The sequence below is a fragment of the Serratia fonticola genome, from assembly GCF_001006005.1.
GTDB lineage: Bacteria > Pseudomonadota > Gammaproteobacteria > Enterobacterales > Enterobacteriaceae > Chania > Chania fonticola.
This window is the reverse complement of sequence record NZ_CP011254.1, coordinates 4,713,938-4,735,038: the sequence shown is the minus strand read 5'-3', so window position 1 is coordinate 4,735,038 and position 21,101 is coordinate 4,713,938. Positions and strand designations below refer to the sequence as shown.

Sequence of the window (21,101 nt, the reverse complement as noted above, 5' to 3'; positions counted from 1 at the left end):
AAGTGGAACTACATGATGACTAAACCTGCTGCCAGCTTTAAGTCCAGTTCGTTTGTGATTGCAGTTCGCGATCTCAAGAAAAGTGCTGCTTATTTTTGCGATGTCCTGGGATTTGACCTGGCATGGCCGGAGGGGATGGGGTGGCAACTCGCCACCAGGGGATGCGTGCGTATCATGTTAGGTCATTCGCCGGATGCAATGCCACCCTCTGACACCGGCGATCACAACTATTTTGCTTATCTGTATGTCGATGATGCCCAGACACTTTATGAAGAGTTTGTCAGCAAGAGGGCGATCATACTGGCTCCACCCGTTGATAAACCGCATGGCATGCGTGAATTTACCGTAGGAACACCCGATGGCCACAGAATGGTGGTTGGCCAAGATCTCGATTAGCGTGTGTTTACCCGCTGTGAATTCTAGGAGGAAAGAGGGGGTTTTATACTTAATCTGACACTTTCTGCCTTGGGTTGTATAAGATCTGACCGTCCACTCAGTGCCAGGAGCGGACGTTACTAATAGCTCAAGCTTAGCCCTTAATGAAGAATGGAGGGATTGGTATTAATAGGTGAATATCGGAAGATCTCTAACAGGGAAAGGGCCGTTTTTAGGGGATAACTATATTGCTATCTAGTCACCGTAAGAATATGCACAGAGAGAGCATATTTCACAACAGCCCTCTCAGTTTTATGCAAAGTAATAAAACTTGGGGATATTTAAACGCATTTGAACGTCAGGCGAGCAACGCCATTAACAAGTAAGTGTGTATCAATATCAGTTTTGACTTCACTCATGGATTTATTTTGTACCCTACAAAAATCAGAAGCCTTTTTAGTTGCAGTGCCAATGGCTCCCTGTATACGACCTGCAGCAGGAGCTGCTTCTACCTCAGTGAGATAGTCCCCATTATCCAGTTTTTTGACATCAGACTGATATGTCAAACCCAGGCCTTGAAACTGTGTTTTATCATTTTGCACAGCGCAACCGCTTAAAAAAACACCAATTAAAATAGTGGTAGCAATTATTGATTTTTTCATGTGAAGAATAATCCTTATGTATTTGGTTAGCCTCTATTCTACAAGCTGGAATGAAACATTAATTAAACCAATTGCTATTTATAGATTTGCATAAGGTTATCGTACTGAATATTTGGAGAAATAAATCACACTAACCGACAAACAAGAACGTCAGGTGACACCGTGACAGATACCTTCACTTTCAGAACGGGCAGGCATTACCGGCTTTGATCAACTCTTCGCTAATAGGATGAACAAAATGCAACTCACTGGCATGCAGCATCAGCCGCGGTGTCCGTTCGGTGCCAGGTATCAGGAGACCGCCATATAGATCGCAGCCCAAAATAGGGTGGCCCAGTTGCTGGCAGTGAATGCGTAGTTGATGGGTGCGCCCAGTCTCCGGGGTTAGTTCTACACGCGTCAAAGGCAATAACGTCCCGTCTTCCAACTCGCGATAAAAGCGTCCAACAACACGATAGCGGGAGCGAGCGGGCTTGCCGTGGATTGAGCAAATCGACATCAGCGGGAACAGCGCCGGGTCTTTGGCAATCGCAGCGTCTATCACCCCGTTGCTGTCGAGCAGATGCCCGCAGAGCAGTGCGCTGTAAACTTTGGTCACGGTGCGCTGGCTGAACTGCTGGCAGAGGGCGGCGTTGATAGCCTTATTGCGTGCAACCACCATCAGCCCGGAAGTACCGAAATCAAGGCGGTGAACCAGAGTACAGCCGGGGAATATCTTTACCAGCCGATGATGTACCGAATCGAGATTTTGCGGATTCTTCCCCGAGAGGCTGAGCAGACCGGCGGGCTTATTGATCAGCACCAGGTGATCGTCCTGATAGAGGATCTCTATCTCGTCATGGCACGGTGGGGCAATAAAAGTATCGAAAATCGTAGACATCAGGCTGCCGGATGGAGAGTGGATGTGGATAATAGCGAATTTTCAGCTGGCTGGCGAATCTGGCCGTTAGCCTGATGGAGCAACGGTAATTTTTGATGAAAGTGATACTTGTACGACATGCGCAAACGGAATGGAATCAGCGCGGTATTATCCAGGGGCATATGGATAGTCCGTTGACTAAACGAGGTGTGCTCGAGACATCAGCTTTACTGGCAGCATTAACAGACGCTGCTTACCCTACAGACTGTGTCTACTCATCTCCTCTTGGTCGTGCCTGGCATATGGGTCAGGCACTAGCGGACCGTTTTCTCTGCCCGTTGGTTGCGGAACCCGCGCTGAAAGAGCAGGCATTCGGTCACTATGAAGGGATGACGCGGGAGCAAATACAATCTGACTATCCCAATGAAGCAGAGTCGCTATTTGCACGAGATGCGCAGTTTTGTCCCCCTGGCGGCGAGTCGCTGACGCAGGCTTCTCAGCGAGTTATCAATTTTTTGCACAACCAACAAGCAGTAGCTCCACACCAGACAATATGCATTGTATCTCATGGCCAAGTCAGCCAGGGCGTTCTGGCCTTGCTCAAAGAGGGAAGAATCGACAATTTTCCCCGTTATGCTCAACCGAACGCGAGCTACTCTGTTTTAGACCTGGCTGGGGATAAATGCGTCACTCTCCGATGGGGGATCGCAACACATTTACTTAAGCTGTTGTGATTCGTCATCATCAATCATTAAGACCGGGAAAGCGCACCCGGTCACGATGCCGATACTCCGTGAATTATCGCCACAGCTAAATGTGCAACTGACCATTAATCAGCGTGCAACTCTGCCCACCAACCCAAGGCTCACCGTCAATAAAACGAACGCTAACACGGCCATCGCGATGTAGTTGGGTGCCTTGACGAACCTGATACCCCTGTGCCGTCGAGCCACCGTCGGGGAAGTTATTGGCCTTCAACAAACGGGCCAGGCACGCATTGGCACTGCCAGTCACAGGGTCCTCAACCAACTTGTCCCATTCAACCAGAAACGCTCGCATTTCATAATCTGCTGGCTCACCCGATGAATAGGCACCATAAATCACCACGCCATCAACATGATGATCAGTTTGTAGCTTCTTAATCATGGCTTGATTCGGCGTCATCGTTAGGCAAGATTGAGCGCTTGGCATACGTACCATCAGCCAGCGAATGCCCATGTCGGCAATCACCGGCATCGTATCGGCTTCAATAACCGCAGGCAGAAAGGCGGCCATTAGCTGTTCTCTTTCCTCAGCAGTAAGCGTTCGAAGCGTTACCGCAGGTGCGGCAAACGCCAGCGTTCCTTCAGATAAGATATTAACCGCAACCAGACCAACCCCGCATTCTTGCATCACCACACCCGGCTGTTTGGTCACCAGCCCAGCCTCCAGTAATGCATGGGCCGTACCCAATGTCGGGTGTCCGGCAAAGGGTAGCTCTTTTTCGGGGGTAAAAATGCGCACCTGATAATCGGCTAGCGGATTAGTCGGTTTGAAAACAAACGTCGTTTCCGAAAGATTGGTCCAGCGAGCTAGTGAAAGCATCTGCATTTCATTCAAGCCCTCTGCTTCCAGGATCACCGCCAAGGGATTACCCTGCAATGGCGAAGTGGTAAATACATCCACCTGTTTGTAGGCGCGAGGTTTCACATCATCTTTTCTGAGCATTTGCCGTCATCCGCTAGATACAAGGCTTGATGATAGCGCTATTAAATGACGCACATCAATTGCTAATACCTTAAATTGGTTGGCTTTTGTGATACGTTTGCATTCATTGAGATTGATTTAACGCCAATGGTTATCATCCAAGCCAATAGAAAAACTTTCAACAGATGCTAAATTTTACCGTTTGCCGCCGATCATCAAGTTCTACAAACTAAGCGCGTCTGATAGAACCTTTAGCCCTCAATGATGGAAAATAGCAATGTTGAAGAAATCCCTATCCTGTGTGCTGTTGCTCGCCACCTCATGTTCAGTGTTTGCCGCACCGCAAACGGAAAAACAAATAGCCGACATTGTGAATCGCACCGTTGCGCCATTGATCAAAGAGCAGGGCATTCCCGGCATGGCGGTGGCGGTGATTTATCAGGGCCAACCTTACTACTTCACCTGGGGATTGGCAGACGTTGCCGGCAAGCAACCCGTCACGCAGCAGACCTTATTCGAGCTAGGTTCGGTCAGTAAAACGTTCACAGGAGTGCTGGGCGGTGATGCCATTGCTCGCGGTGAAATCAACCTTGGCGATCCGGCGAGCAAGTACTGGCCAGCGCTGTCGGGCAAGCAATGGCAAGGGATCACTTTGCTGCACCTGGCAACCTATGCCGCCGGTGGCTTACCGCTGCAGATACCGGACAATGTTACTGATGAAGCATCGCTGCAGAATTACTATCAAACCTGGCAACCGCAGTGGGCTCCGGGCACCAAGCGCCTTTACTCGAACGCCAGTATTGGTCTGTTTGGCGCACTGATGGTCAAACCGTCAGGCATGAGTTTTGAACAGGCGATGTCCAAACGCGTATTCCAACCGTTGAAGTTATCGCAAACCTGGATAAACGTGCCACAGCAGGAAGATAAGCACTACGCCTGGGGCTATCGCGATGGGAAGGCGGTTCGCGTTTCTCCGGGCATGTTTGATGCCGAAGCCTATGGCGTGAAGTCATCGATAGAGGATATGGCAAGCTGGGTGCAGGCCAACATGGCGCCTGCCAACGTGAAGGATGGCTCGCTGCAGAAGGGGATTACGCTTGCCCAGTCGCGCTACTGGCATGCCGGTGATATGTATCAAGGCCTGGGTTGGGAAATGCTGAACTGGCCGGTTAAAGAGAAAACCGTGGTCGAGGGTAGCGATAATAAAAACGCACTGGCAGCGTTGAGCGTCACAAAAATCACTCCGCCAGCGCCACCATCGAGCGCCTCTTGGGTACATAAAACCGGCTCGACCGGCGGGTTTGGCAGCTACGTGGCCTTCATTCCTCAACAGGATCTCGGCATCGTGATGCTGGCTAACAAAAATTATCCTAACCCTGTGCGGGTTGAGGCGGCTTACCGCATTCTTGAAGCGTTGCAGAAGTAATTGGCTCAGGGGGCATATTGCCCCCTAAATCTCTCAACTACCCCAGCGGCTTTTCAGGTAATTGACGGCCTGCTGGGTCTGTGGCTGATTAAGATAGTTCTCTCTGAACAGGATCGTGCCTTTAATTTGCGATACGGACTCGTTCAAATCCAGCTGCTTTTGTAGCTCCAGTACGCCACCGTTGACCATCCAATCTGGTTCGTTCTTTGACGGGATCCCAACTTTATACAGTGCAACACCGATATAAAGACGCGTATTGGTGGAGGTCACCACATTCGCCCACCATTTGGCGAGCACATCATAACGGGCCGCGTCACGCGCGAAGGGCCAATACAGCTGTGGGGCAATGTAATCCAGCAGCCCAAGCTGTACCCAGCTACGGGTGTCGGCATAAGATTCATCATATGCCGCTGCACCTCGCGTATTGGAACCTGCCACATCGTGCGAGTGGTTACGCCATACGCCAGAAGGGCTGACACCAAATTCAACGTCGGGTTTCAACTTCTTGATAGTACGAGAAACTTGCCCAACCAATTGCTTAGTATTGTCTCGCCGCCAGTCCGCTTTGGAGCCAAAATGTTGACCATACTTTTTGAAGGTCTGGTTGTCGTTAAGCACGGATGCAGGGGACTCAGCATAGAAGTAATCATCAAACTGCACGCCATCAATATCATAGTTGGCAACCACCTCCGCCACGATGCTGGTGATCCAGTCCCGGACCTCCGGGATACCTGGGTCGAGCACAAATCGGTCGCCTGCGGTGCGGATCCAGTCGGGGTGTAGTACATAGACGCTGGCTGGCTGCTGCGACAATGTGCGGTTCAGTTTATCAATGGTTACTGGTTTGGTGTTAACGGACACCCGGTAGGGGTTAAACCAGGCATGGACTTTCATACCGCGCTTGTGCGCTTCATCCAGCATAAACTGCAGCGGATCATAGCCTGGGTTGTCGCCAATATTCCCCGTCAGCACATCTGACCATGGCAAAATTTTTGATGCCCAGAGGGCAGTGCCATCTGGTTTAACCTGGAAAAAAACGGTGTTGATACCCAGCGTCTTCAGTTTATCCAGCTTGCCTTGCAATGCTTCCTGCTGTTGTTGAATGCGGATGGCTGGGCTGCTGGCATTGAGCGATGTCACTGGTGGCCAATCGAGGCGGGAAACGGTTGCCAGCCAAACGCCGCGCACCGGTTCCTGGCTTTGTCGTGATTTATCCGGGTGTGGCTGTTTTGCCACCGAAGGCAACGGAGTGACTAAGGATTTCGCAGGCTCGTTGGTGCAACTGGCTAGTAAAAGCACACCGGCAAGAAGTACGCCCAGTTGTTTAACTTTGGTAAAGCGATGAGAACAGGCGATGATTCGCTCCGGCTTCTATTGATTACTCACAGGGGATAGCCCCAACACAATCCTATCATTCTCTTATTATTAGAATTTTAGTCAATACCGCTAGGGCAGATTGATCGGACGCCGGCCTATTGTCGTGACCTGCTGCATCGATCCCTCTCAAGGAGTTGGAGTACGGCCGTTAATCTACCGTTTAAATCCGTTACACTATGATGTCTTCTATACCAAGGATTTCACCGTTGCCGTGACTAACCTGTCCGATAAAGGTCTCGATCTCAGTAAGTTATGTTTACAAGCGTCCTCTGCTAACAAAATAGCTCCTTCAATTTAACTAAAGAATCTTTTATGAACAAACGCCTATTTGCTGTTTTTCCCGCCATTATTCTTTCAGGCTGTGCTGCCACATGGGAACCGTTAGGTACGCCAACAATGACCCTGCAAGAGGCGAATAACCTTTGCGAAACTGAGTCATTAGCTCAGTACCCGGTTAAAAATGAGGTTGCTACCAGAAGCGTTGAAAAGCAGGTTTCATTGAAATGCAATAAAGATGACGATGGATGTAACAGCAGTGGTTATAAATATGAAAATAAACTAGGCGTTGAAAGCTATCCCTTGGACGTTAATATAAATAGCCGGAAAGCCGCATTTACTGCCTGCATGGCAAAACAGGGTTGGAAAAACACCAGTTGGCTATAAATAACAGGCCGCGTTTCTGAAGTCTGCATTTTTGATGCAAAGAGCTGTGCTCCAGGCTGATACAACGCCCGGAGCACAAAATGGGATTTTGCGAGTAACGAAATCTTTGGTGGGGACCGAAAATGCCACAATTTATTTAGTACACTCCTCTTCTGTATCAACTCTATCGCAGATCACCTCTACACCAGAAAACGACACCTTACCAGCTCCCTCTCCCTGTGGGAGAGGGTTGGGGTGAGGGGCCAGTAAAGCCAGTGTCTCAAGCCGTGCCGGGGTCAAAGGCACTCTTGGCTGCGGTATGGGCCAGTCAAACAGATGTCGAGCCGCTGTGGCACAGATTTTCCCCTGGCAGGCCCCCATACCGCAGCGGCTATGCAGTTTGGCGGCTGTCCAGCCCGTTGCGGCGTCAATCTCCCCCAGCGTTACATCCTCACAGCGGCACAGAAAGGTGTCGGCTGCGCCGAGGGTTTTCAGCGTTGGGTTTAGCACAAAGGTCTGGCTGACTGCGGCGGCAAAACGCTGCCATACGTTACGTTTTGCCAGCAATGCCTTAGCTCGCTCGATGTTACCGCTGGCGGCATACCCGGCAATCGCGCCTTCCGCCAAGGCCAGTTCACTTCCCCCCACACCGGTACATTCACCCGCCGCATACAGGTTGGCCACGCTGGTTTGTTGTAAAGCATCAACGGCAATGGCCGCATTCTCTATTCTGCACCCCAATAGCATGGCAAATTCGATATTTGCCACCAGCCAGAATCCACAGGCAAGTCGATCGCAGGCGATCGTACGAAGCTGATCCCCTTGTTGGACGCGAACTGCGGTCAGCCGCTGCTCGCCTAGCGCTTCCACTACATAGCTATTGTGACGATAGCGGCGGTTAATTAAACGTAATGACTGCCGTACTTTCGCTGGCCAATGCCACAATCCGCTGGCGAATTTCGCCAGGCGTTTCATCGGCGCTTGTTCGGCCAGCAGTATGACCTTGCCACCCGCTTTGGTGACGCTATCGGCAACCGCCAGTAGCAACGGTCCGCTGCCTGCAATGACAATCCGCTCGCCTTGCAGCGATAAGCCATTTTTGATCTGCGTCTGTAAACCGCCAGCCCCTGTCACGCCCGGCAGCGTCCAGCCAGGGAAGGGCAGTAACAGCTCGCGCGCGCCGCAACATAAGATTAAACGCTGATAGTCGATCGTCCCGCAACCCTGGGCATTTTCATACAGGAGTAGCTGCGGCCCGCTTTGTGCCACGACTTTTGTCGCACTGAGCAGGGTGAAGTTATCCAACACGTCAACGGCTTGCCGATAGCGTAGGGCGATCGCGGGTAAGGTGACCGCTGGCCCATCACGCCATATTTGCCCACCAGGCCGAGGATTATCATCAATCATGATTATGCGTTGCCGGCTTTCGCCTGCGGCCAGTGCTGCCGCCAATCCGGCAGGGCCAGCCCCAATGATCAACACTTCGCATTGCAGATTGTTCATTTCTGCCCGCTCCTTTCGATACTCATCTCGGGTTGGCACAAGGTTTGGCAGGCCAGCCGCTGTAAGCCATTGATGATCACTCGGCATTCCTGGCACACGCCCATGCCACAAAACGGCGCTCGTGGTTGCTGGCTGACGGAGATCCGGCAATGATCCTCTCCGCTTAAGCTGAGTGCGGCGGCCACGGTGATACCTTCCTGTACCTGATAAGGCTGCCCGGCAATGGTTAAAGCAATCAGTTTCATTGGTTGGCCTCGGCTGTGGTGAACATACGCGTGGCTTGATAAGGGGTGTCATCAATTGCTGTGCGCTGCTGTTGGATTTGTGCGGCGATCAATGCGGCGCTGCCCATTGCCGTGGTGACGCCCAGTCCTTCATGACCGAGGGCCAACCACAGCCATGGATAAGCCGGGTGGGGGCCTAACAGGGGTAAACCATCCGCCGATGCTGCCCGAAACCCCGCCCAGCAGCGGATGAGGTTCATGGTTGCCAATGTAGGCAGGAACTCTGCGGCACGCTTAAGCATGGTGGCGAGCAATGGCATGTCGATTGCCGGATCGAGCGAATCAAACTGGCGTGAGGAACCGATCAGCAACTGACCGGTTGGCCGAGCCTGCACGTTAAAGGCCACCGAGGTCCCATCAGAGGCATGCGCACTAGCCCCATAGCCCAACTCAACCAATTGGTGCCGAACCCGTTGCGGGTAACGATCGGTGATCGCCAGGTGGCCTTTTTTCGCTCTGAGCAGCGGGGCTGGCAACAGCTTGTCGGCGTGTAATCCACAGGCTAACGTTATCACCGGAGCGCTAAGCCGCTCCCCGTTGGCCAGTATCACTACCTGTTGTTCCAACGCGACCACTTCACCGTAAACCCGCCGTACTGCATCCCCCGCATCTTCAACCAACCAGCGCGCAGCATTAGGGGCATAAATAATGCCATCCCCCGGCACGCGCAATCCTCCGGCCAATCCGCTACGCAACATAGGTTCAAGCTGTGCGACCTGTTGTGAGTCCACCAGTTCACTGTTGACCCCAAGTGCTGCCATCCGCTGCTGCTTCACTTCGGCAATCGCCATTTCTTGCGGTTTTTCCGCCAACCACAGCGTACCGCAGCCGCGCCAGGCGCAGTTATCCGGCATACGGTCCAGCACGCGGCGCCACAAATGCAGGGAATAGGCACTCAGTGCCAGCTCTGCTGGGTTGTCATCCATACAAACCAAATGGCCCATGCCCGCAGCGGTAGCGCCAGGGCGGCGATCGTCAACCAGTAACACTCGTAACCCTTGTTGAGCTAGCTGCCACGCGCAGGCAGCACCGATAATGCCCGCGCCAATGACAATCACATCGGCGGTTGCCATTAACGTATCCCCCAGGCGAAAGCGTCACGTTCATCCAGCAAGAGTTGGCTATCGGCGCAGATAAAAGCCTCCCCGCGAATGAACGGCGTCACGCGGTTGCCTTCACTAGGCTGGTAATATCCGCTGAATTCACTGCCGATCACGCTGGCCTGTCGCCATACTTCACCTGGCTGCAGTTTTCCGTCTGCTGCCAGGCAAGCGAGTTTGGCGCTGGTCCCGGTGCCGCAGGGCGAGCGATCGTAAGCCTTGCCGGGGCATAACACGAAATTGCGGCTATCGGCCCGTTCATCGGCGGCGAAAAGCTCAATATGATCGATGATCCCACCGTCTTCACCGTAGATCCCCGTGTTTTCGAGCGCCTGCCGTACCGCCCAGCTAAAGGCCGTTAGCGCTTCCAGATTGTGGGTGTCGATCGCCAGGTGATGATTGCTGATGAGAAAGAACCAGTTGCCGCCCCAGGCGATATCGCCGGTTACCTCGCCATAGCCGTCAACGGTCACGGCTACCTGCTGGCGGTAGCGATAGGCGGGGACATTCTCAATGGTTACGCTGCCATCAGCGTGTAGCGTGGCGTTCACCGTCCCAACCGGGGTTTCGATCAGGTGTTCGCCAGCGCTGATGCGCCCCAGGTAAGCCAGGGATGTGATTAGCCCAATCGTGCCGTGGCCGCACATGCCCAGATAACCGGCGTTATTGAAAAAGATCACCCCGGCTGCGGCTTGCGGTGAGCAGGGCTGGCACAGTAACGCCCCCACCAGGACATCGTTGCCCCGGGGTTCCAGAATGATGGCGCTGCGCCAGTCATCATAGCGTTGTGCGAAAAGCGCCTTTCGCTCGGCCATACTGCCGCTGCCCAGGTCGGGAAAACCGTCGATAATCAGCCGGGTGGGTTCACCGCCGGTATGGGAATCGATCGCTCGTAATGTGATGAAGGGGGATGCAGGTATCATCGGAGTCTCTCAAGGTTAATTAATTGTTACCAATTACCTAAGACTGACCGAAAGCCCTCCTCGCGGCTTGACCTGTTTCGGCAAAGGCCATGCCGAAATCAGCACAGTGCCAAATTGCCTGAGCGAACCCATCATTCAAGGGGTAATAAAAAGTATTTATTTATCATAATATTAATTATTTTTCAGCGTCAAGATCTCGCTCGACAGCCTGAAATCGGCCGAAGGCATGACAAAAGTATGCGGTGATCCGCATATTGGAAACAACGCGCTTGATAAGTTACAGAAAAGTTAATACTGATCCAGGTGAGTTAAAAACAGCCAATTATGGCCACTTGCTGAAAAGGGTATTGCTATGCGATTAACCTCAAGCTTTCAGGCTCCTCCGCTCACTCCCTGCAATGTTGAGCAGCAACCTCAAGAATGCTTTGCTGTCGAACACCTCACCCAGTTCTGTGATGGCTTGGTGCAACAGCGTCCCCATTCGTTACATAGCGTATTGAATTCGCTGGCATTGATTGCGCCGTTGCTTAATGCCATTCCCAATGTGGTGTTTTTTATCAAGGATGCGCAGGCCCGCTATCTGCTGGCCAATCTCACCTTGGCCAAACGCTGTGGTTTTAAAACGGTGACGCCGCTGTTGGGTAAAACCTCGGCAGACGTTTTCCCGACCCAGTTGGGTTCAGGCTATACCGAGCAAGATCTGCGGGTGTTACACCAAGGGGTGCAAATCCAGGATCAGCTTGAAATGCACTTATACAGCGGCCGCGAAACGGGCTGGTGCCTGACGCAAAAGCTGGCGCTGTATGACCAGCAGGGCAAGATTATCGGCATGGCCGGGATCTCACATGATTTGCAGGAAGCGAAGGCTAACCACCCGGCCTATCAGCGATTGGCGGCGCTGGATGTTTATATCCGCCAGCATTACGGCAGGCCGATCGCGATGGAAGAGTTGAGGGCGCTGACCGGCCTTTCCGTGGCGCAAATCGAGCGCTACTGTAAACGTATTTTCCACCTGACGCCGCGCCAGATGATCCACAAAGTCCGGTTAGAGAAGGCCACAAAACTGCTGGCCGGTGATATGCCGATTACCGATATCGCATTGCAATGCGGTTATACCGATCACAGCGCTTTCAGCCGCCAGTTCAAGGCCATGACCGGTGCTAGCCCCCGCGATTTTCGCGCCACATTAGTTCCCTAATCACCTGAAATTATGACTTTTATGATGCAACTGCGTCACAGGCTCCGCTGCGCGCAATTCCCCCTCATTATGCCAATTTCGTCCTCGCATTCGGTGAAAACCGTCAAGCCGCTGCCGAGAATACCGGTCAATCTGTTATTGGATTTCACCAAAAATTAACCGTCATTTAACATTTCAAAGCAAAAGGGACCCATAAGATGAGCAATAAAGCGATTAACTGGAGTGGGGTATTTCCGGCAGTCAGTACGCAATTTCGCAGCGATTTTTCTCTGGATCTTGATGCTACCCATGCGGTGATCAAAAACCTGGTCAAAGACGGTGTCTCTGGCCTGGTGGTGTGCGGCACCGTGGGTGAAAACACCTCGCTGACCATGCAGGAGAAACTGGCGGTGATCGAGGTGGCGAAAGACGCCGCACAAGGCAAAATACCGGTGATCGCCGGGATTGCCGAATTCACCACCGCCTTTGCACAGAATATGGCGCGCGAAGCGGAAAAAGCCGGTATCGACGGTGTGATGGTGATGCCTGCGCTGGTTTACTCATCCAAACCGCACGAAACCGCAGCGCACTTCCGAAGCGTGGCCACCGCCACCGATCTGCCGATCATGGTCTACAACAATCCGCCGATTTATAAAAACGATGTCACACCTGACATTCTCACCACGTTGGTCGACTGCGACAACATCGTCTGTTTCAAAGACTCTTCTGGCGATACCCGCCGCTTTATCGATTTACGCAATGCGGTAGGCGATCGTTTCGTGTTGTTCGCTGGGTTGGATGACGTGGTGCTGGAAAGCCTCGCCGTGGGCGCAGAGGGGTGGATCTCTGGTATGTCCAACGCGTTCCCACGCGAAGGGGAAACCTTGTTCCGGCTGGCGAAGCAAAAGCGTTTCGAAGAAGCACTGGCCCTGTATAGCTGGTTTATGCCGTTGCTGCATCTGGATGCCCGCCCAGACCTGGTGCAGTGCATCAAGCTCTGTGAAGAACTGGTCGGCCGTGGCAGCGCAGTGACCCGTCCACCGCGTTTGGCACTGCAGGGGGAAACGCTGCAAGAGGTGACGACGATTATCAAAACCGCTCTGGCCAACCGTCCGACTCTGCCAGATGTCGGCCTGTGATCTCTCATGGAGGCCCGGCATTTAGCCGGGCAATAACAGGTAATCGAACAGGGGAAACCAATGCCAACTCACAACACATACGCCCTTAGCGGCAAACAGTTTATTGGCGGGCAGCGGATAGCTAGCGGTAACGCCGAACTCATCAGCCTGCGGGCCGATAATAATCAGCCAACAGGTTATCGCTTCCATCAGGCCAGCATTGCAGAGGTTGATGCCGCAGCACAGGCTGCTGCCCGAGCCTTTAGCGCCTATTGCCAAACCAGTGCCGAGCAGCGAGCGGATTTTCTTGCCGCCATCGCCGATGAACTGGATGCGTTAGGGGAGGAATTTTTTGCCTTTGCCACACAAGAAACCGCGCTGCCTCTTCCACGTCTGATTGGTGAGCGCGCTAGAACCAGCGGGCAGATGCGACTGTTTGCCGAACTGCTACGCAGTGGCCGCGTGCACGGGGCGAGAATTGATTGCGCATTACCAGAGCGCACACCGCTGCCAAGACCCGATTTACGCCAGTATCGCGTGGCCATCGGTCCTGTTGCGGTATTTGGTGCCAGTAATTTCCCGCTGGCGTTCTCTACCGCCGGAGGTGATACCGCTGCCGCGCTGGCCGCCGGTTGCCCCGTGGTGTTCAAGGCACATAGTGGCCATATGATCACAGCGGAATTGACCGCGCAGGCTATTGAACGTGCGGTGCAAAAACAGCAGATGCCTGCGGGTGTCTTCAATATGGTGTTCGGCAGCAGCATCGGCGCAGATTTGGTGCAACATCCGGCGATCCAGGCGGTAGGGTTCACCGGCTCATTGCAAGGTGGCCGGGCATTATTTGATTTGGCGATGCAACGTCCACAACCCATCCCGGTGTTTGCCGAAATGTCGAGCATCAACCCGGTGGTGGTCTTGCCACAGGCGTTGGCTCAGCGTGGCGCGCACCTTGCAAAAGAGTTGGTTGCCTCTTTCACGCTCGGTTGCGGCCAATTCTGCACCAAACCGGGGCTGATTATCGGCCAGCGCAGCGCGGCCTTCAGCCAGCTGATCGCCGATTTACAAACTCAGGTTAATGCCTGCCCGCCTCAAACCATGCTGAATGCCGGTACGCGGGATCATTATCTGAGTGGCTTGCAGAGATGGGATCAACATCCTCAGCTACGGCATCTGGCCGGAAGCAGGGCAGAACAACCCCATCTTGCGGTAGCTCAGCTCTATCAGGCCGACATTAGTTTGTTGATTAACGCAGATCCGCTGTTGCAGGAAGAGGTTTTTGGCCCCGTGGCGATAGTTGTTGAAGTCGCAGACCGGGCGCAACTGCTTGCCGCACTGGAAAACCTGCAAGGGCAACTCACCGCCACGCTTCTGGCTGAACAGGAAGACCTTGGCGAGGCGAATGAGTTGGCGCAATTACTGATCCACAAAGCGGGGCGTGTGCTGTTTAACGGCTACCCGACCGGCGTGGAAGTCTGCGAAGCCATGGTGCACGGCGGCCCTTATCCGGCGACCAGCGATCCCCGTGGTACCTCGGTCGGTACGCTGGCTATCGAGCGGTTTTTGCGCCCAGTCTGCCTACAAAACTACCCGGCAGCGCTATTGCCCCCCGCGCTGCAAGACAGCAATCCACTGAACCTGTTGCGCCTGGTCAACGGTGAATACACCCGCGCAGCCCTCCATTCACCTGTGGCAATGAAATAATTCGAAAGGTAATGCTATGACCATACAGGGAAAATTTAAAAAGCAGCTGACGCTAACCGATCTGACATTTATCGGCCTGGGCGCGATTTTTGGTTCTGGCTGGCTGTTCGCCGCCAGCCATGTTGCTTCTATCGCGGGGCCCGCGGGGATCTATTCGTGGCTGATCGGTGGGTTCGCCGTGCTGCTCCTGGGGATTGTTTATTGCGAGCTGGGTGCCGCACTTCCTCGCGCCGGTGGCATCATTCGTTACCCGGTGTTTTCCCACGGGGAACTGATGGGCTATCTGTTGGGGTTCATTACACTGATTGCGTTCTCCAGCCTGATCTCGATCGAGGTTGTCGCCGCCCGGCAATATGCAGCAGCCTGGTTCCCCGCGCTCAGCCAGCCTGGCTCGGGCGATCCCACGTTGATCGGTTGGCTGACGCAATTTATTTTGCTGTGCCTGTTCTTTACGCTGAATTACTACAGCGTGAAGACGTTTGCCAAATCCAATAACCTGATCAGCATACTCAAGTTCATCGTGCCGGTGCTGGTGATCGTGGTGCTGTTTACCTTCTTCAAACCTGAAAACCTGCACAGTCAAGGCTTTGCGCCCTTTGGTTCCGCCGGGGTGGAAGCGGCGATTTCAGCCGGTGGGATCATCTTCGCCTATCTGGGGCTGACGCCAATTATCTCGGTGGCCAGCGAAGTCCAAAAGCCGCAGCGAACCATCCCGATCGCACTGATCCTGTCGGTGGTGCTTTCCACCATTATCTATGTGCTACTGCAACTGGCTTTCCTCGGCAGTATTCCAAGCGAAATGCTGAGCGGTGGCTGGCAGGATATCAGCAAGCACTTTTCACTGCCGTACCGCGATATTGCCGTAACGTTGGGGATGGGGTGGTTGGCTTTTCTGGTGGTGAGCGACGCGATCGTTTCACCGAGCGGCACGGGCAATATCTATATGAATGCCACGCCGCGTGTAGTGTATGGTTGGGCGCGGGCGGGGACTTTCTTCAAAATTTTTACCCGCGTCGATGGTGAGTCGGGGATCCCGCGTCCGGCGCTGTGGCTGACTTTCGGGTTGGCTATCTTCTGGACGTTGCCTTTCCCTTCCTGGGAGAAGCTGATCGGGGTAGTTTCCGCCGCCTTGGTACTTAGCTATGCCATTGCCCCGGTTACCGCCGCCGGGCTACGCCGTAATGCACCGAATTTGCCGCGGCCGTTCTTTGTCTGGGGATTTAGCGTGTTAGGGCCGGTGTCATTCATCATTTCGGCATTGATCGTGTACTGGTCAGGCTGGAACACCGTCTCCTGGCTGCTTGGCCTGCAAATTCTGATGTTCTTTGTCTATATTCTTTTTAAAAACAAAGTACCGACTCACGCCGTCAGCCTGAAGCAGCAGATTTGGTCTTCGCTGTGGCTGATCGCTTTCTACGCCTTGATCATCGTAGCTTCCTATCTCGGCAGTTTTGGCGGTATCAATGCGATTGGTCACCCGTGGGACACCCTGTTGGTGGCGGCCATCGCGCTGCTGATTTATTACTGGGGAGCTTACACCTGTTTACCTCAGGCAAATTTTGTCGGGGACGAGGAAGAGTAATGCTAAAGGAGGAAACGACCATGACCAACACCGTTAATCTTACGTTGCCAGAGGCCTATCAACTGGCGTACCGAGCCTTGCACAGTAATGGTTTCAGCGCCAGACATGCAGATGCGGTGGCAAAGAACGTCGCCGCCGGTGAACGCGATGGCTGCCATTCCCATGGTTTGTATCGTGTACTGGGCTGTGTTCGATCGCTGCATGCCAGCAAAGTGATGGCAGATGCCGAACCGACGTTCACCGACAGCGCTCCGGCGATTTTACGCGTAGACGCGCATGGTGCGTTCTCGTTGGTTGCCTATCAAGCGGCGCTGCCTGCCTTTATCGCCAAGGTTCGTCACTGTGGTATTGCCGCATTGGCGATCAATCATTGCGTCCACTTCTCTGCGCTGTGGGCGGATATCGAGCCGCTTATCGAACAGGGATTGGTAGCGTTGGCTTGCACCCCAAGCCATGCCTGGGTAACGCCCGCCGGGGGAAGTCAGCCCTTGTTTGGCACCAACCCGATAGCCTTTGGTTGGCCACGTCAGGGACAAGCGCCGTTTGTGTTTGATATGGCGACCAGCGCAGCTGCACGCGGTGAGATTGAACTGCATCGCCGGGCAAATAAGCCACTGCCAGAAGGATGGGGAATCGATCGTCAAGGTAAACCTTCCACCGATGCTGCCAGCGTACTGCAAGGCGCAATGTTGACGTTTGGCGGCCATAAGGGCTCAGCATTGGCAGCTATGGTGGAGCTGATTGCCGGGCCGTTGATTGGTGATATGACCAGTAAAGAATCGTTAGCTTACGACCAATCAACAGGCTCTTCACCGTATGGCGGAGAACTGATTATTGCGATGGATCCCGAGCGTTTTCTGGGGGCGGATCAGGAAGAGCATTTCGCCAGAGCGGAAGGGCTTTTTAATGATATGGCAGAGCAAGGAGCCCGTATTCCTGGGGAGCGGCGTTTTAAGGCGCGTCAGCACAGTGAGCAGTTCGGTGTGACATTACCGCTGACGTTATATAAAGAGATTGTGGCGTTGTGTCTGTAACCCCCTAGCAGGCTCATCGTTTACCGATGGGCCGATGTGTTTCCCGTTAAATACTCTCTTGTCGCTGTGATATAGATCTGCGCGCAACAATGTGTTAACAATGTTGAAACAATTTATTCAGCGGTAATATCAAAGAGACCGTTTGGTAAACACATTTTTTAAGGGGAAGGGCATGAGACAACAACGCTGGTGGGGAGTCGTGGCGGCATTGCTGCTAATCGTGATCGCTTATGCTGACCGGGTAAATATCTCCGTCATGCTGGTTAACCCCGAATTTCTCCATCACTTTGGCCTGGCAGACAGTCGCGCCTATCAAGGCACGCTGATGACCGCCTTTCTGCTAGGTTATGGCCTTTCAGCCATGTTGTTGACCCCGTTTCTGGAAACGCTATTCGGTTATCGTAAAGGTTTGACCCTCAGTGTGGTTCTCTGGGCGCTCTTTACCGCGGCTTCTCCGTTGGTCGGATCGTTCATCATTTTACTGGTCGTACGGGCCTTCCTCGGTATTAGTGAAGGGCCACTTTTCTCGCTGAAAACCATGTACATCAGTGACCATTTCGCCGCCAATGAGCGGGGAAAGCCCAATGCGGTGTCGGCATTAGGCGTATCTTTAGGCTTGGTGATTGGTTTTCCGCTGGTGACTTTTCTGATGAGTCATCTCGGTTGGGCCCTTTCTTTTCATGTCCTGGCGTTTATCAATCTCCTGGTCGGCTTGCTTTTGGTACGTGTGTTTATCCATCCTAGAACAACCGGAGTGGTGCAACGCAGCAGTGAACCCATGATGCAACGTGTCTGCCAAACCTTCATTCTGGCTTGGAAAACGCCAATGCTCGGCTGGATCATGCTGGTTGAGATAGCCACGCTTAGTTATCTTTGGGGTTCCAGTTCCTGGCTGCCCGCTTACCTGACCAATGAACGTGGCTTTTCCATCAACCAAATGGGCTGGCTTGCATCGCTACCCTTTATTATCAGTATCTTCTCCAAGTATCTTGGCGGGGTGATCCTGGATCGTGTCAGACCACAACAGATGCCATTGATTTTTGCCTTTGGTGGTGCGGCAACGGCTATCTGCATGCTAGGGGTTATGCTGAGCTCGCAAAGTGGCTGGCTGGCCGTGTTCCTGTTATCGGCCAATGCTTGTTGGGGAGCTCAAGGTGCAGCAATTCCCACCTTGATCCAGCACCATGCCAAAGCAGAAAGCGTTGGTTCTGCTTATGGACTGATCAACGGTGTGGGTAATATCTTTTCGGCATTTATTCCCTTGCTGATGGGGTTGGTGATGATGTCGTTTGGCACCGTCTCATCAGGCTTTTCGGTGCTGGTGGCATCGCAGATTTTGACTATGTTCGCTGGTGGGATGCTGTTTGTTCGCATACAAGGTAACCGGCAATTCACCACGGCGTGGTGAGCGTGAAGGGCTTGGATTGCTAGTCGATCTGCAATTCGGCAGCGAGCAGCTCCAGTATGGCATCCACTTTTGGCTGCAGTTGTCGCCCAATGGGCCACACCAGATTGAGCGGCAGGCCATCAGTTGTCAGTTCCGGTAGGATTTGCACCAATTCACCACGTGCAATCTCATCGCAGACCAGCCACGTTGCCAACTGTGCGATGCCGCATCCAGCCTTGACCGCGGCAACCTGAGCCTCGCCGTTGCCGACAATAATGCGGCCTTCCATCGTGCGCCGCTCAATCATTCCTGCATCATGCGCGATCAGCCACGGGCCTGTGGTTCCATCGGCCTTGCCATAGAGCACGGCATCATGGCGAGACAGTTCGGCGGATGATGTCGGTGTGCCATTGCGAGCCAGGTAATCGGGCGAGGCGCAGAAAATGAGGCGTTCACAGCCCAGGTAGCGATGGCCAACTGAGCTAGGCCAATGATCCGGCCCACCGATACGCACCGCCACGTCAATGGCTTCTTCAAGCAAATCAACGAAGCGATCGGTCAAAGAGACATGCGGGCGTAAGTGCGGGTGCTGCTGCGAGAACTGGAGCAGCAGCGGCCAAACCCGAAGGCGGCCAAATGTCGCCGGAGCATCTAGCCGCAGACGACCCACTGGTTCGCTGTGCTGTGCGGCGAGCACGGCTTCAGCTTCTTCCAAGTCGACCAGTACTCGTACGCAAGTGCGGTAGAACGCTGCCCCTGCATCCGTCAGAGCCAAGCGGCGGGTGGTGCGCTCGAACAGCCGGGTCCCGAGACGTTCTTCAAGGCGCGCCACACTTTTGCTGACGGCAGAGCTGGTCAGGTGCAATTGCTCTGCTGCTGCCGTGAAACTGCCTGCATCGGCCGTCGCCACAAAGGTTTCGATACCCTTAAGTCTTTCCGATGGGATCATGCTGCTCTCGCCAATTGAGGAATTAAATTCATTAATACCGGTAAAATATATCAATAATAAGAATATATTTCTTAAATATACTAAGGGCAACAGAAAATCCCCATGTAGGAGCCTTTTTGATGTCTTGTATTACCGTACCGGGTACCGCCATTTCGGCGAGTCGTAGCCGCCTTTCCATCGTCATTCTTGCGGTGGCGGCTTTCGTCATCGTCACGACCGAATACCTGATCGTCGGACTATTGCCAGCACTGGCACGCGACTTGGATATTTCAATTTCGGCTGCCGGCCAGTTCGTTACCCTGTTCGCCTTCACGGTCATGCTGTTCGGCCCTGTGCTGACTGCGCTGTTGTCTCACATTGAACGTAAGCGCCTGTTTATCGCGATTCTGATGATCTTTAGCCTCTCAAACGCTCTGGCCGCAATCGCTCCGAACGTTTGTGTGCTTGCGATTGCCAGGTTCATTCCAGCGCTGGTGCTGCCCGTGTTCTGGGGGACGGCCAGCGAGACGGCCGGACAGATTGCCGGGCCGCATCGTGCCGGTCGAGCAGTATCTCAGGTGTATCTGGGGATCTCAGCCGCCTTACTGTTTGGCATTCCACTGGGTACGCTAGCGTCGGACCTCATCGGCTGGCGTGGCACCTTCTGGATACTGGCAGGGCTGTCGCTGGTTATGACATTGGCCCTGGCGATCTTCATGCCGACCCTGGCACGCCCCGAACGGTTGAGACTGGCAGAGCAGACACGCATCCTCAAAGACCCGTATTTTGTCGGTAACGTTGTGTTATCGGTCGTTGTGTTCACCGCAATGTTTACGGCTTACACTTATCTAGCCGACATGCTTGAGCGCATCGCCGGTGTGGCTCCGGCACAAGTCGGTTGGTGGCTCATGGGCTTCGGCGCTATCGGCCTGGTCGGTAACTGGCTTGGCGGGCGCTTTGTGGACCGCAGCCCACTGGGCGCTACCGCCATATTCTCGTTATTGCTGGGCATAGGCATGATGGCCAGCGTGCCAGCGGCAGACTCGCTCATTCTGTTATGGTTGGCTCTTGCGCTTTGGGGTATCGCCTATACTGCACTGTTTCCAATCTGTCAGGTAAGGGTGATGAAGTCCGCTTCACACGCTCAGGCGCTAGCCGGAACGTTGAACGTCTCTGCTGCCAATGCCGGTACGGGCCTTGGCGCCATTATCGGTGGCCTGGTGATCCCCCAATGGGGATTGGAAAACATCGGTTACGTTGCCACAGGCATCGCGATAACAGCCATTTTGCTGGCGGCTTGGCTTGTATGCTTTCGGCGGCAAAGAGCGGAATAACGA

At 53.6% G+C, this 21,101-nt stretch carries 21 protein-coding genes; 12 read left to right on the top strand and 9 right to left on the bottom strand.

What is annotated here, in order from left to right; translation table 11 throughout:
- Positions 1 to 12 precede the first annotated feature (12 nt).
- Positions 13 to 396 (top strand): VOC family protein, encoded by a 384-nt coding sequence (locus tag WN53_RS20995; protein ID WP_200865484.1) that lies wholly within the window; start codon positions 13 to 15, stop codon positions 394 to 396.
- A 320-nt stretch (positions 397 to 716) separates the two neighbouring features.
- Here WN53_RS20995 and WN53_RS20990 read toward each other — a convergent pair whose 3' ends face one another.
- Both WN53_RS20990 and WN53_RS20985 read right to left on the bottom strand, forming a co-directional pair.
- Complete coding sequence (locus tag WN53_RS20990; protein WP_024486763.1) at positions 717 to 1,037, bottom strand: hypothetical protein; 321 nt, start codon at positions 1,035 to 1,037, stop codon at positions 717 to 719.
- A gap of 181 nt (positions 1,038 to 1,218) precedes the next feature.
- Positions 1,219 to 1,917 carry an RluA family pseudouridine synthase gene (locus WN53_RS20985; protein WP_024486762.1) on the bottom strand — a complete coding sequence of 233 codons (699 nt, stop codon included), beginning with the start codon at positions 1,915 to 1,917 and terminating at the stop codon, positions 1,219 to 1,221.
- A gap of 95 nt (positions 1,918 to 2,012) precedes the next feature.
- Between WN53_RS20985 and WN53_RS20980 the strand changes: the two genes are divergently transcribed.
- The gene (locus WN53_RS20980) at positions 2,013 to 2,630 is read left to right on the top strand and encodes a histidine phosphatase family protein (RefSeq protein WP_046808241.1); all 618 of its coding nucleotides are present in this window, start codon (positions 2,013 to 2,015) and stop codon (positions 2,628 to 2,630) included.
- A 76-nt stretch (positions 2,631 to 2,706) separates the two neighbouring features.
- Here the strand turns inward: WN53_RS20980 and WN53_RS20975 are convergent, their stop codons facing one another.
- Positions 2,707 to 3,603 carry a PhzF family phenazine biosynthesis protein gene (locus WN53_RS20975; RefSeq protein ID WP_046808240.1) on the bottom strand — a complete coding sequence of 299 codons (897 nt, stop codon included), beginning with the start codon at positions 3,601 to 3,603 and terminating at the stop codon, positions 2,707 to 2,709.
- A gap of 256 nt (positions 3,604 to 3,859) precedes the next feature.
- On the opposite strand from WN53_RS20975, the gene blaSFDC reads away from it, so the two are divergent.
- Positions 3,860 to 5,008 carry an SFDC family class C beta-lactamase gene (gene blaSFDC / locus WN53_RS20970; RefSeq protein ID WP_024486825.1) on the top strand — a complete coding sequence of 383 codons (1,149 nt, stop codon included), beginning with the start codon at positions 3,860 to 3,862 and terminating at the stop codon, positions 5,006 to 5,008.
- Between the two features lie 33 nt (positions 5,009 to 5,041).
- Here the strand turns inward: blaSFDC and WN53_RS20965 are convergent, their stop codons facing one another.
- A complete protein-coding gene (locus WN53_RS20965) occupies positions 5,042 to 6,367 on the bottom strand; it encodes a glycoside hydrolase family 10-like protein (protein WP_046808239.1) in 1,326 nt (441 codons plus the stop codon).
- A 121-nt stretch (positions 6,368 to 6,488) separates the two neighbouring features.
- Between WN53_RS20965 and WN53_RS29170 the strand changes: the two genes are divergently transcribed.
- Together WN53_RS29170 and WN53_RS20960 are read left to right on the top strand one after the other, a co-directional pair.
- Positions 6,489 to 6,683 carry a DUF4354 family protein gene (locus WN53_RS29170; protein WP_261464887.1) on the top strand — a complete coding sequence of 65 codons (195 nt, stop codon included), beginning with the start codon at positions 6,489 to 6,491 and terminating at the stop codon, positions 6,681 to 6,683.
- A gap of 14 nt (positions 6,684 to 6,697) precedes the next feature.
- Positions 6,698 to 7,048 carry a hypothetical protein gene (locus WN53_RS20960; RefSeq protein WP_024486823.1) on the top strand — a complete coding sequence of 117 codons (351 nt, stop codon included), beginning with the start codon at positions 6,698 to 6,700 and terminating at the stop codon, positions 7,046 to 7,048.
- A 132-nt stretch (positions 7,049 to 7,180) separates the two neighbouring features.
- Here WN53_RS20960 and WN53_RS20955 read toward each other — a convergent pair whose 3' ends face one another.
- From WN53_RS20955 to WN53_RS20940, 4 genes are read right to left on the bottom strand one after another with little or no spacing between them, the layout of a single operon-like run.
- Positions 7,181 to 8,530 carry an NAD(P)/FAD-dependent oxidoreductase gene (locus WN53_RS20955; protein WP_080949247.1) on the bottom strand — a complete coding sequence of 450 codons (1,350 nt, stop codon included), beginning with the start codon at positions 8,528 to 8,530 and terminating at the stop codon, positions 7,181 to 7,183.
- Entirely contained in the window at positions 8,527 to 8,775 is a 249-nt protein-coding gene (locus WN53_RS20950) for a (2Fe-2S)-binding protein (RefSeq protein ID WP_024487116.1), read from the bottom strand. The genes WN53_RS20955 and WN53_RS20950 overlap by 4 nt, the downstream gene beginning before the upstream one ends.
- On the bottom strand, positions 8,772 to 9,887 hold the full coding sequence (locus WN53_RS20945) for an NAD(P)/FAD-dependent oxidoreductase (RefSeq protein ID WP_024487115.1): 1,116 nt from the start codon (positions 9,885 to 9,887) through the stop codon (positions 8,772 to 8,774). Before WN53_RS20945 ends, WN53_RS20950 begins: the two co-directional genes overlap by 4 nt.
- Positions 9,887 to 10,837, bottom strand: a complete 951-nt coding sequence (locus tag WN53_RS20940) for a 4-hydroxyproline epimerase (RefSeq protein WP_046808238.1) — start codon at positions 10,835 to 10,837, stop codon at positions 9,887 to 9,889. Before WN53_RS20940 ends, WN53_RS20945 begins: the two co-directional genes overlap by 1 nt.
- A 352-nt stretch (positions 10,838 to 11,189) precedes the next feature.
- Between WN53_RS20940 and WN53_RS20935 the strand changes: the two genes are divergently transcribed.
- The 6 genes from WN53_RS20935 to WN53_RS20910 all read left to right on the top strand — a co-directional run bounded on the left by WN53_RS20935 (position 11,190) and on the right by WN53_RS20910 (position 18,857).
- A complete protein-coding gene (locus tag WN53_RS20935) occupies positions 11,190 to 12,035 on the top strand; it encodes an AraC family transcriptional regulator (protein ID WP_046808237.1) in 846 nt (281 codons plus the stop codon).
- 197 nt (positions 12,036 to 12,232) lie between these two features.
- On the top strand, positions 12,233 to 13,153 hold the full coding sequence (locus tag WN53_RS20930; protein ID WP_024487071.1) for a dihydrodipicolinate synthase family protein: 921 nt from the start codon (positions 12,233 to 12,235) through the stop codon (positions 13,151 to 13,153).
- A 60-nt stretch (positions 13,154 to 13,213) separates the two neighbouring features.
- A complete protein-coding gene (locus WN53_RS20925) occupies positions 13,214 to 14,833 on the top strand; it encodes an aldehyde dehydrogenase (NADP(+)) (RefSeq protein WP_046808236.1) in 1,620 nt (539 codons plus the stop codon).
- A 16-nt stretch (positions 14,834 to 14,849) separates the two neighbouring features.
- Positions 14,850 to 16,415 (top strand): APC family permease, encoded by a 1,566-nt coding sequence (locus WN53_RS20920; protein ID WP_046808235.1) that lies wholly within the window; start codon positions 14,850 to 14,852, stop codon positions 16,413 to 16,415.
- A gap of 20 nt (positions 16,416 to 16,435) precedes the next feature.
- On the top strand, positions 16,436 to 17,449 hold the full coding sequence (locus tag WN53_RS20915; protein ID WP_046808495.1) for an Ldh family oxidoreductase: 1,014 nt from the start codon (positions 16,436 to 16,438) through the stop codon (positions 17,447 to 17,449).
- Between the two features lie 172 nt (positions 17,450 to 17,621).
- On the top strand, positions 17,622 to 18,857 hold the full coding sequence (locus WN53_RS20910; protein ID WP_024487010.1) for an MFS transporter: 1,236 nt from the start codon (positions 17,622 to 17,624) through the stop codon (positions 18,855 to 18,857).
- A gap of 19 nt (positions 18,858 to 18,876) precedes the next feature.
- Here the strand turns inward: WN53_RS20910 and WN53_RS20905 are convergent, their stop codons facing one another.
- A complete protein-coding gene (locus WN53_RS20905; protein WP_024487009.1) occupies positions 18,877 to 19,785 on the bottom strand; it encodes a LysR family transcriptional regulator in 909 nt (302 codons plus the stop codon).
- Between the two features lie 119 nt (positions 19,786 to 19,904).
- Between WN53_RS20905 and WN53_RS20900 the strand changes: the two genes are divergently transcribed.
- Positions 19,905 to 21,098, top strand: a complete 1,194-nt coding sequence (locus WN53_RS20900; protein WP_046808234.1) for an MFS transporter — start codon at positions 19,905 to 19,907, stop codon at positions 21,096 to 21,098.
- The last annotated feature ends 3 nt before the right edge of the window (positions 21,099 to 21,101 follow it).

Coding starts and splice junctions, on each gene's coding strand:
- WN53_RS20995 (WP_200865484.1), top strand. CDS start 13: ATGATGACTAAACCTGCTGCCAGCTTTAAGTCCAGTTCGTTTGTGATT.
- WN53_RS20990 (WP_024486763.1), bottom strand. CDS start 1,037: ATGAAAAAATCAATAATTGCTACCACTATTTTAATTGGTGTTTTTTTA.
- WN53_RS20985 (WP_024486762.1), bottom strand. CDS start 1,917: ATGTCTACGATTTTCGATACTTTTATTGCCCCACCGTGCCATGACGAG.
- WN53_RS20980 (WP_046808241.1), top strand. CDS start 2,013: ATGAAAGTGATACTTGTACGACATGCGCAAACGGAATGGAATCAGCGC.
- WN53_RS20975 (WP_046808240.1), bottom strand. CDS start 3,603: ATGCTCAGAAAAGATGATGTGAAACCTCGCGCCTACAAACAGGTGGAT.
- blaSFDC (WP_024486825.1), top strand. CDS start 3,860: ATGTTGAAGAAATCCCTATCCTGTGTGCTGTTGCTCGCCACCTCATGT.
- WN53_RS20960 (WP_024486823.1), top strand. CDS start 6,698: ATGAACAAACGCCTATTTGCTGTTTTTCCCGCCATTATTCTTTCAGGC.
- WN53_RS20955 (WP_080949247.1), bottom strand. CDS start 8,530: ATGAACAATCTGCAATGCGAAGTGTTGATCATTGGGGCTGGCCCTGCC.
- WN53_RS20950 (WP_024487116.1), bottom strand. CDS start 8,775: ATGAAACTGATTGCTTTAACCATTGCCGGGCAGCCTTATCAGGTACAG.
- WN53_RS20945 (WP_024487115.1), bottom strand. CDS start 9,887: ATGGCAACCGCCGATGTGATTGTCATTGGCGCGGGCATTATCGGTGCT.
- WN53_RS20940 (WP_046808238.1), bottom strand. CDS start 10,837: ATGATACCTGCATCCCCCTTCATCACATTACGAGCGATCGATTCCCAT.
- WN53_RS20935 (WP_046808237.1), top strand. CDS start 11,190: ATGCGATTAACCTCAAGCTTTCAGGCTCCTCCGCTCACTCCCTGCAAT.
- WN53_RS20930 (WP_024487071.1), top strand. CDS start 12,233: ATGAGCAATAAAGCGATTAACTGGAGTGGGGTATTTCCGGCAGTCAGT.
- WN53_RS20925 (WP_046808236.1), top strand. CDS start 13,214: ATGCCAACTCACAACACATACGCCCTTAGCGGCAAACAGTTTATTGGC.
- WN53_RS20920 (WP_046808235.1), top strand. CDS start 14,850: ATGACCATACAGGGAAAATTTAAAAAGCAGCTGACGCTAACCGATCTG.
- WN53_RS20915 (WP_046808495.1), top strand. CDS start 16,436: ATGACCAACACCGTTAATCTTACGTTGCCAGAGGCCTATCAACTGGCG.
- WN53_RS20910 (WP_024487010.1), top strand. CDS start 17,622: ATGAGACAACAACGCTGGTGGGGAGTCGTGGCGGCATTGCTGCTAATC.
- WN53_RS20905 (WP_024487009.1), bottom strand. CDS start 19,785: ATGATCCCATCGGAAAGACTTAAGGGTATCGAAACCTTTGTGGCGACG.
- WN53_RS20900 (WP_046808234.1), top strand. CDS start 19,905: ATGTCTTGTATTACCGTACCGGGTACCGCCATTTCGGCGAGTCGTAGC.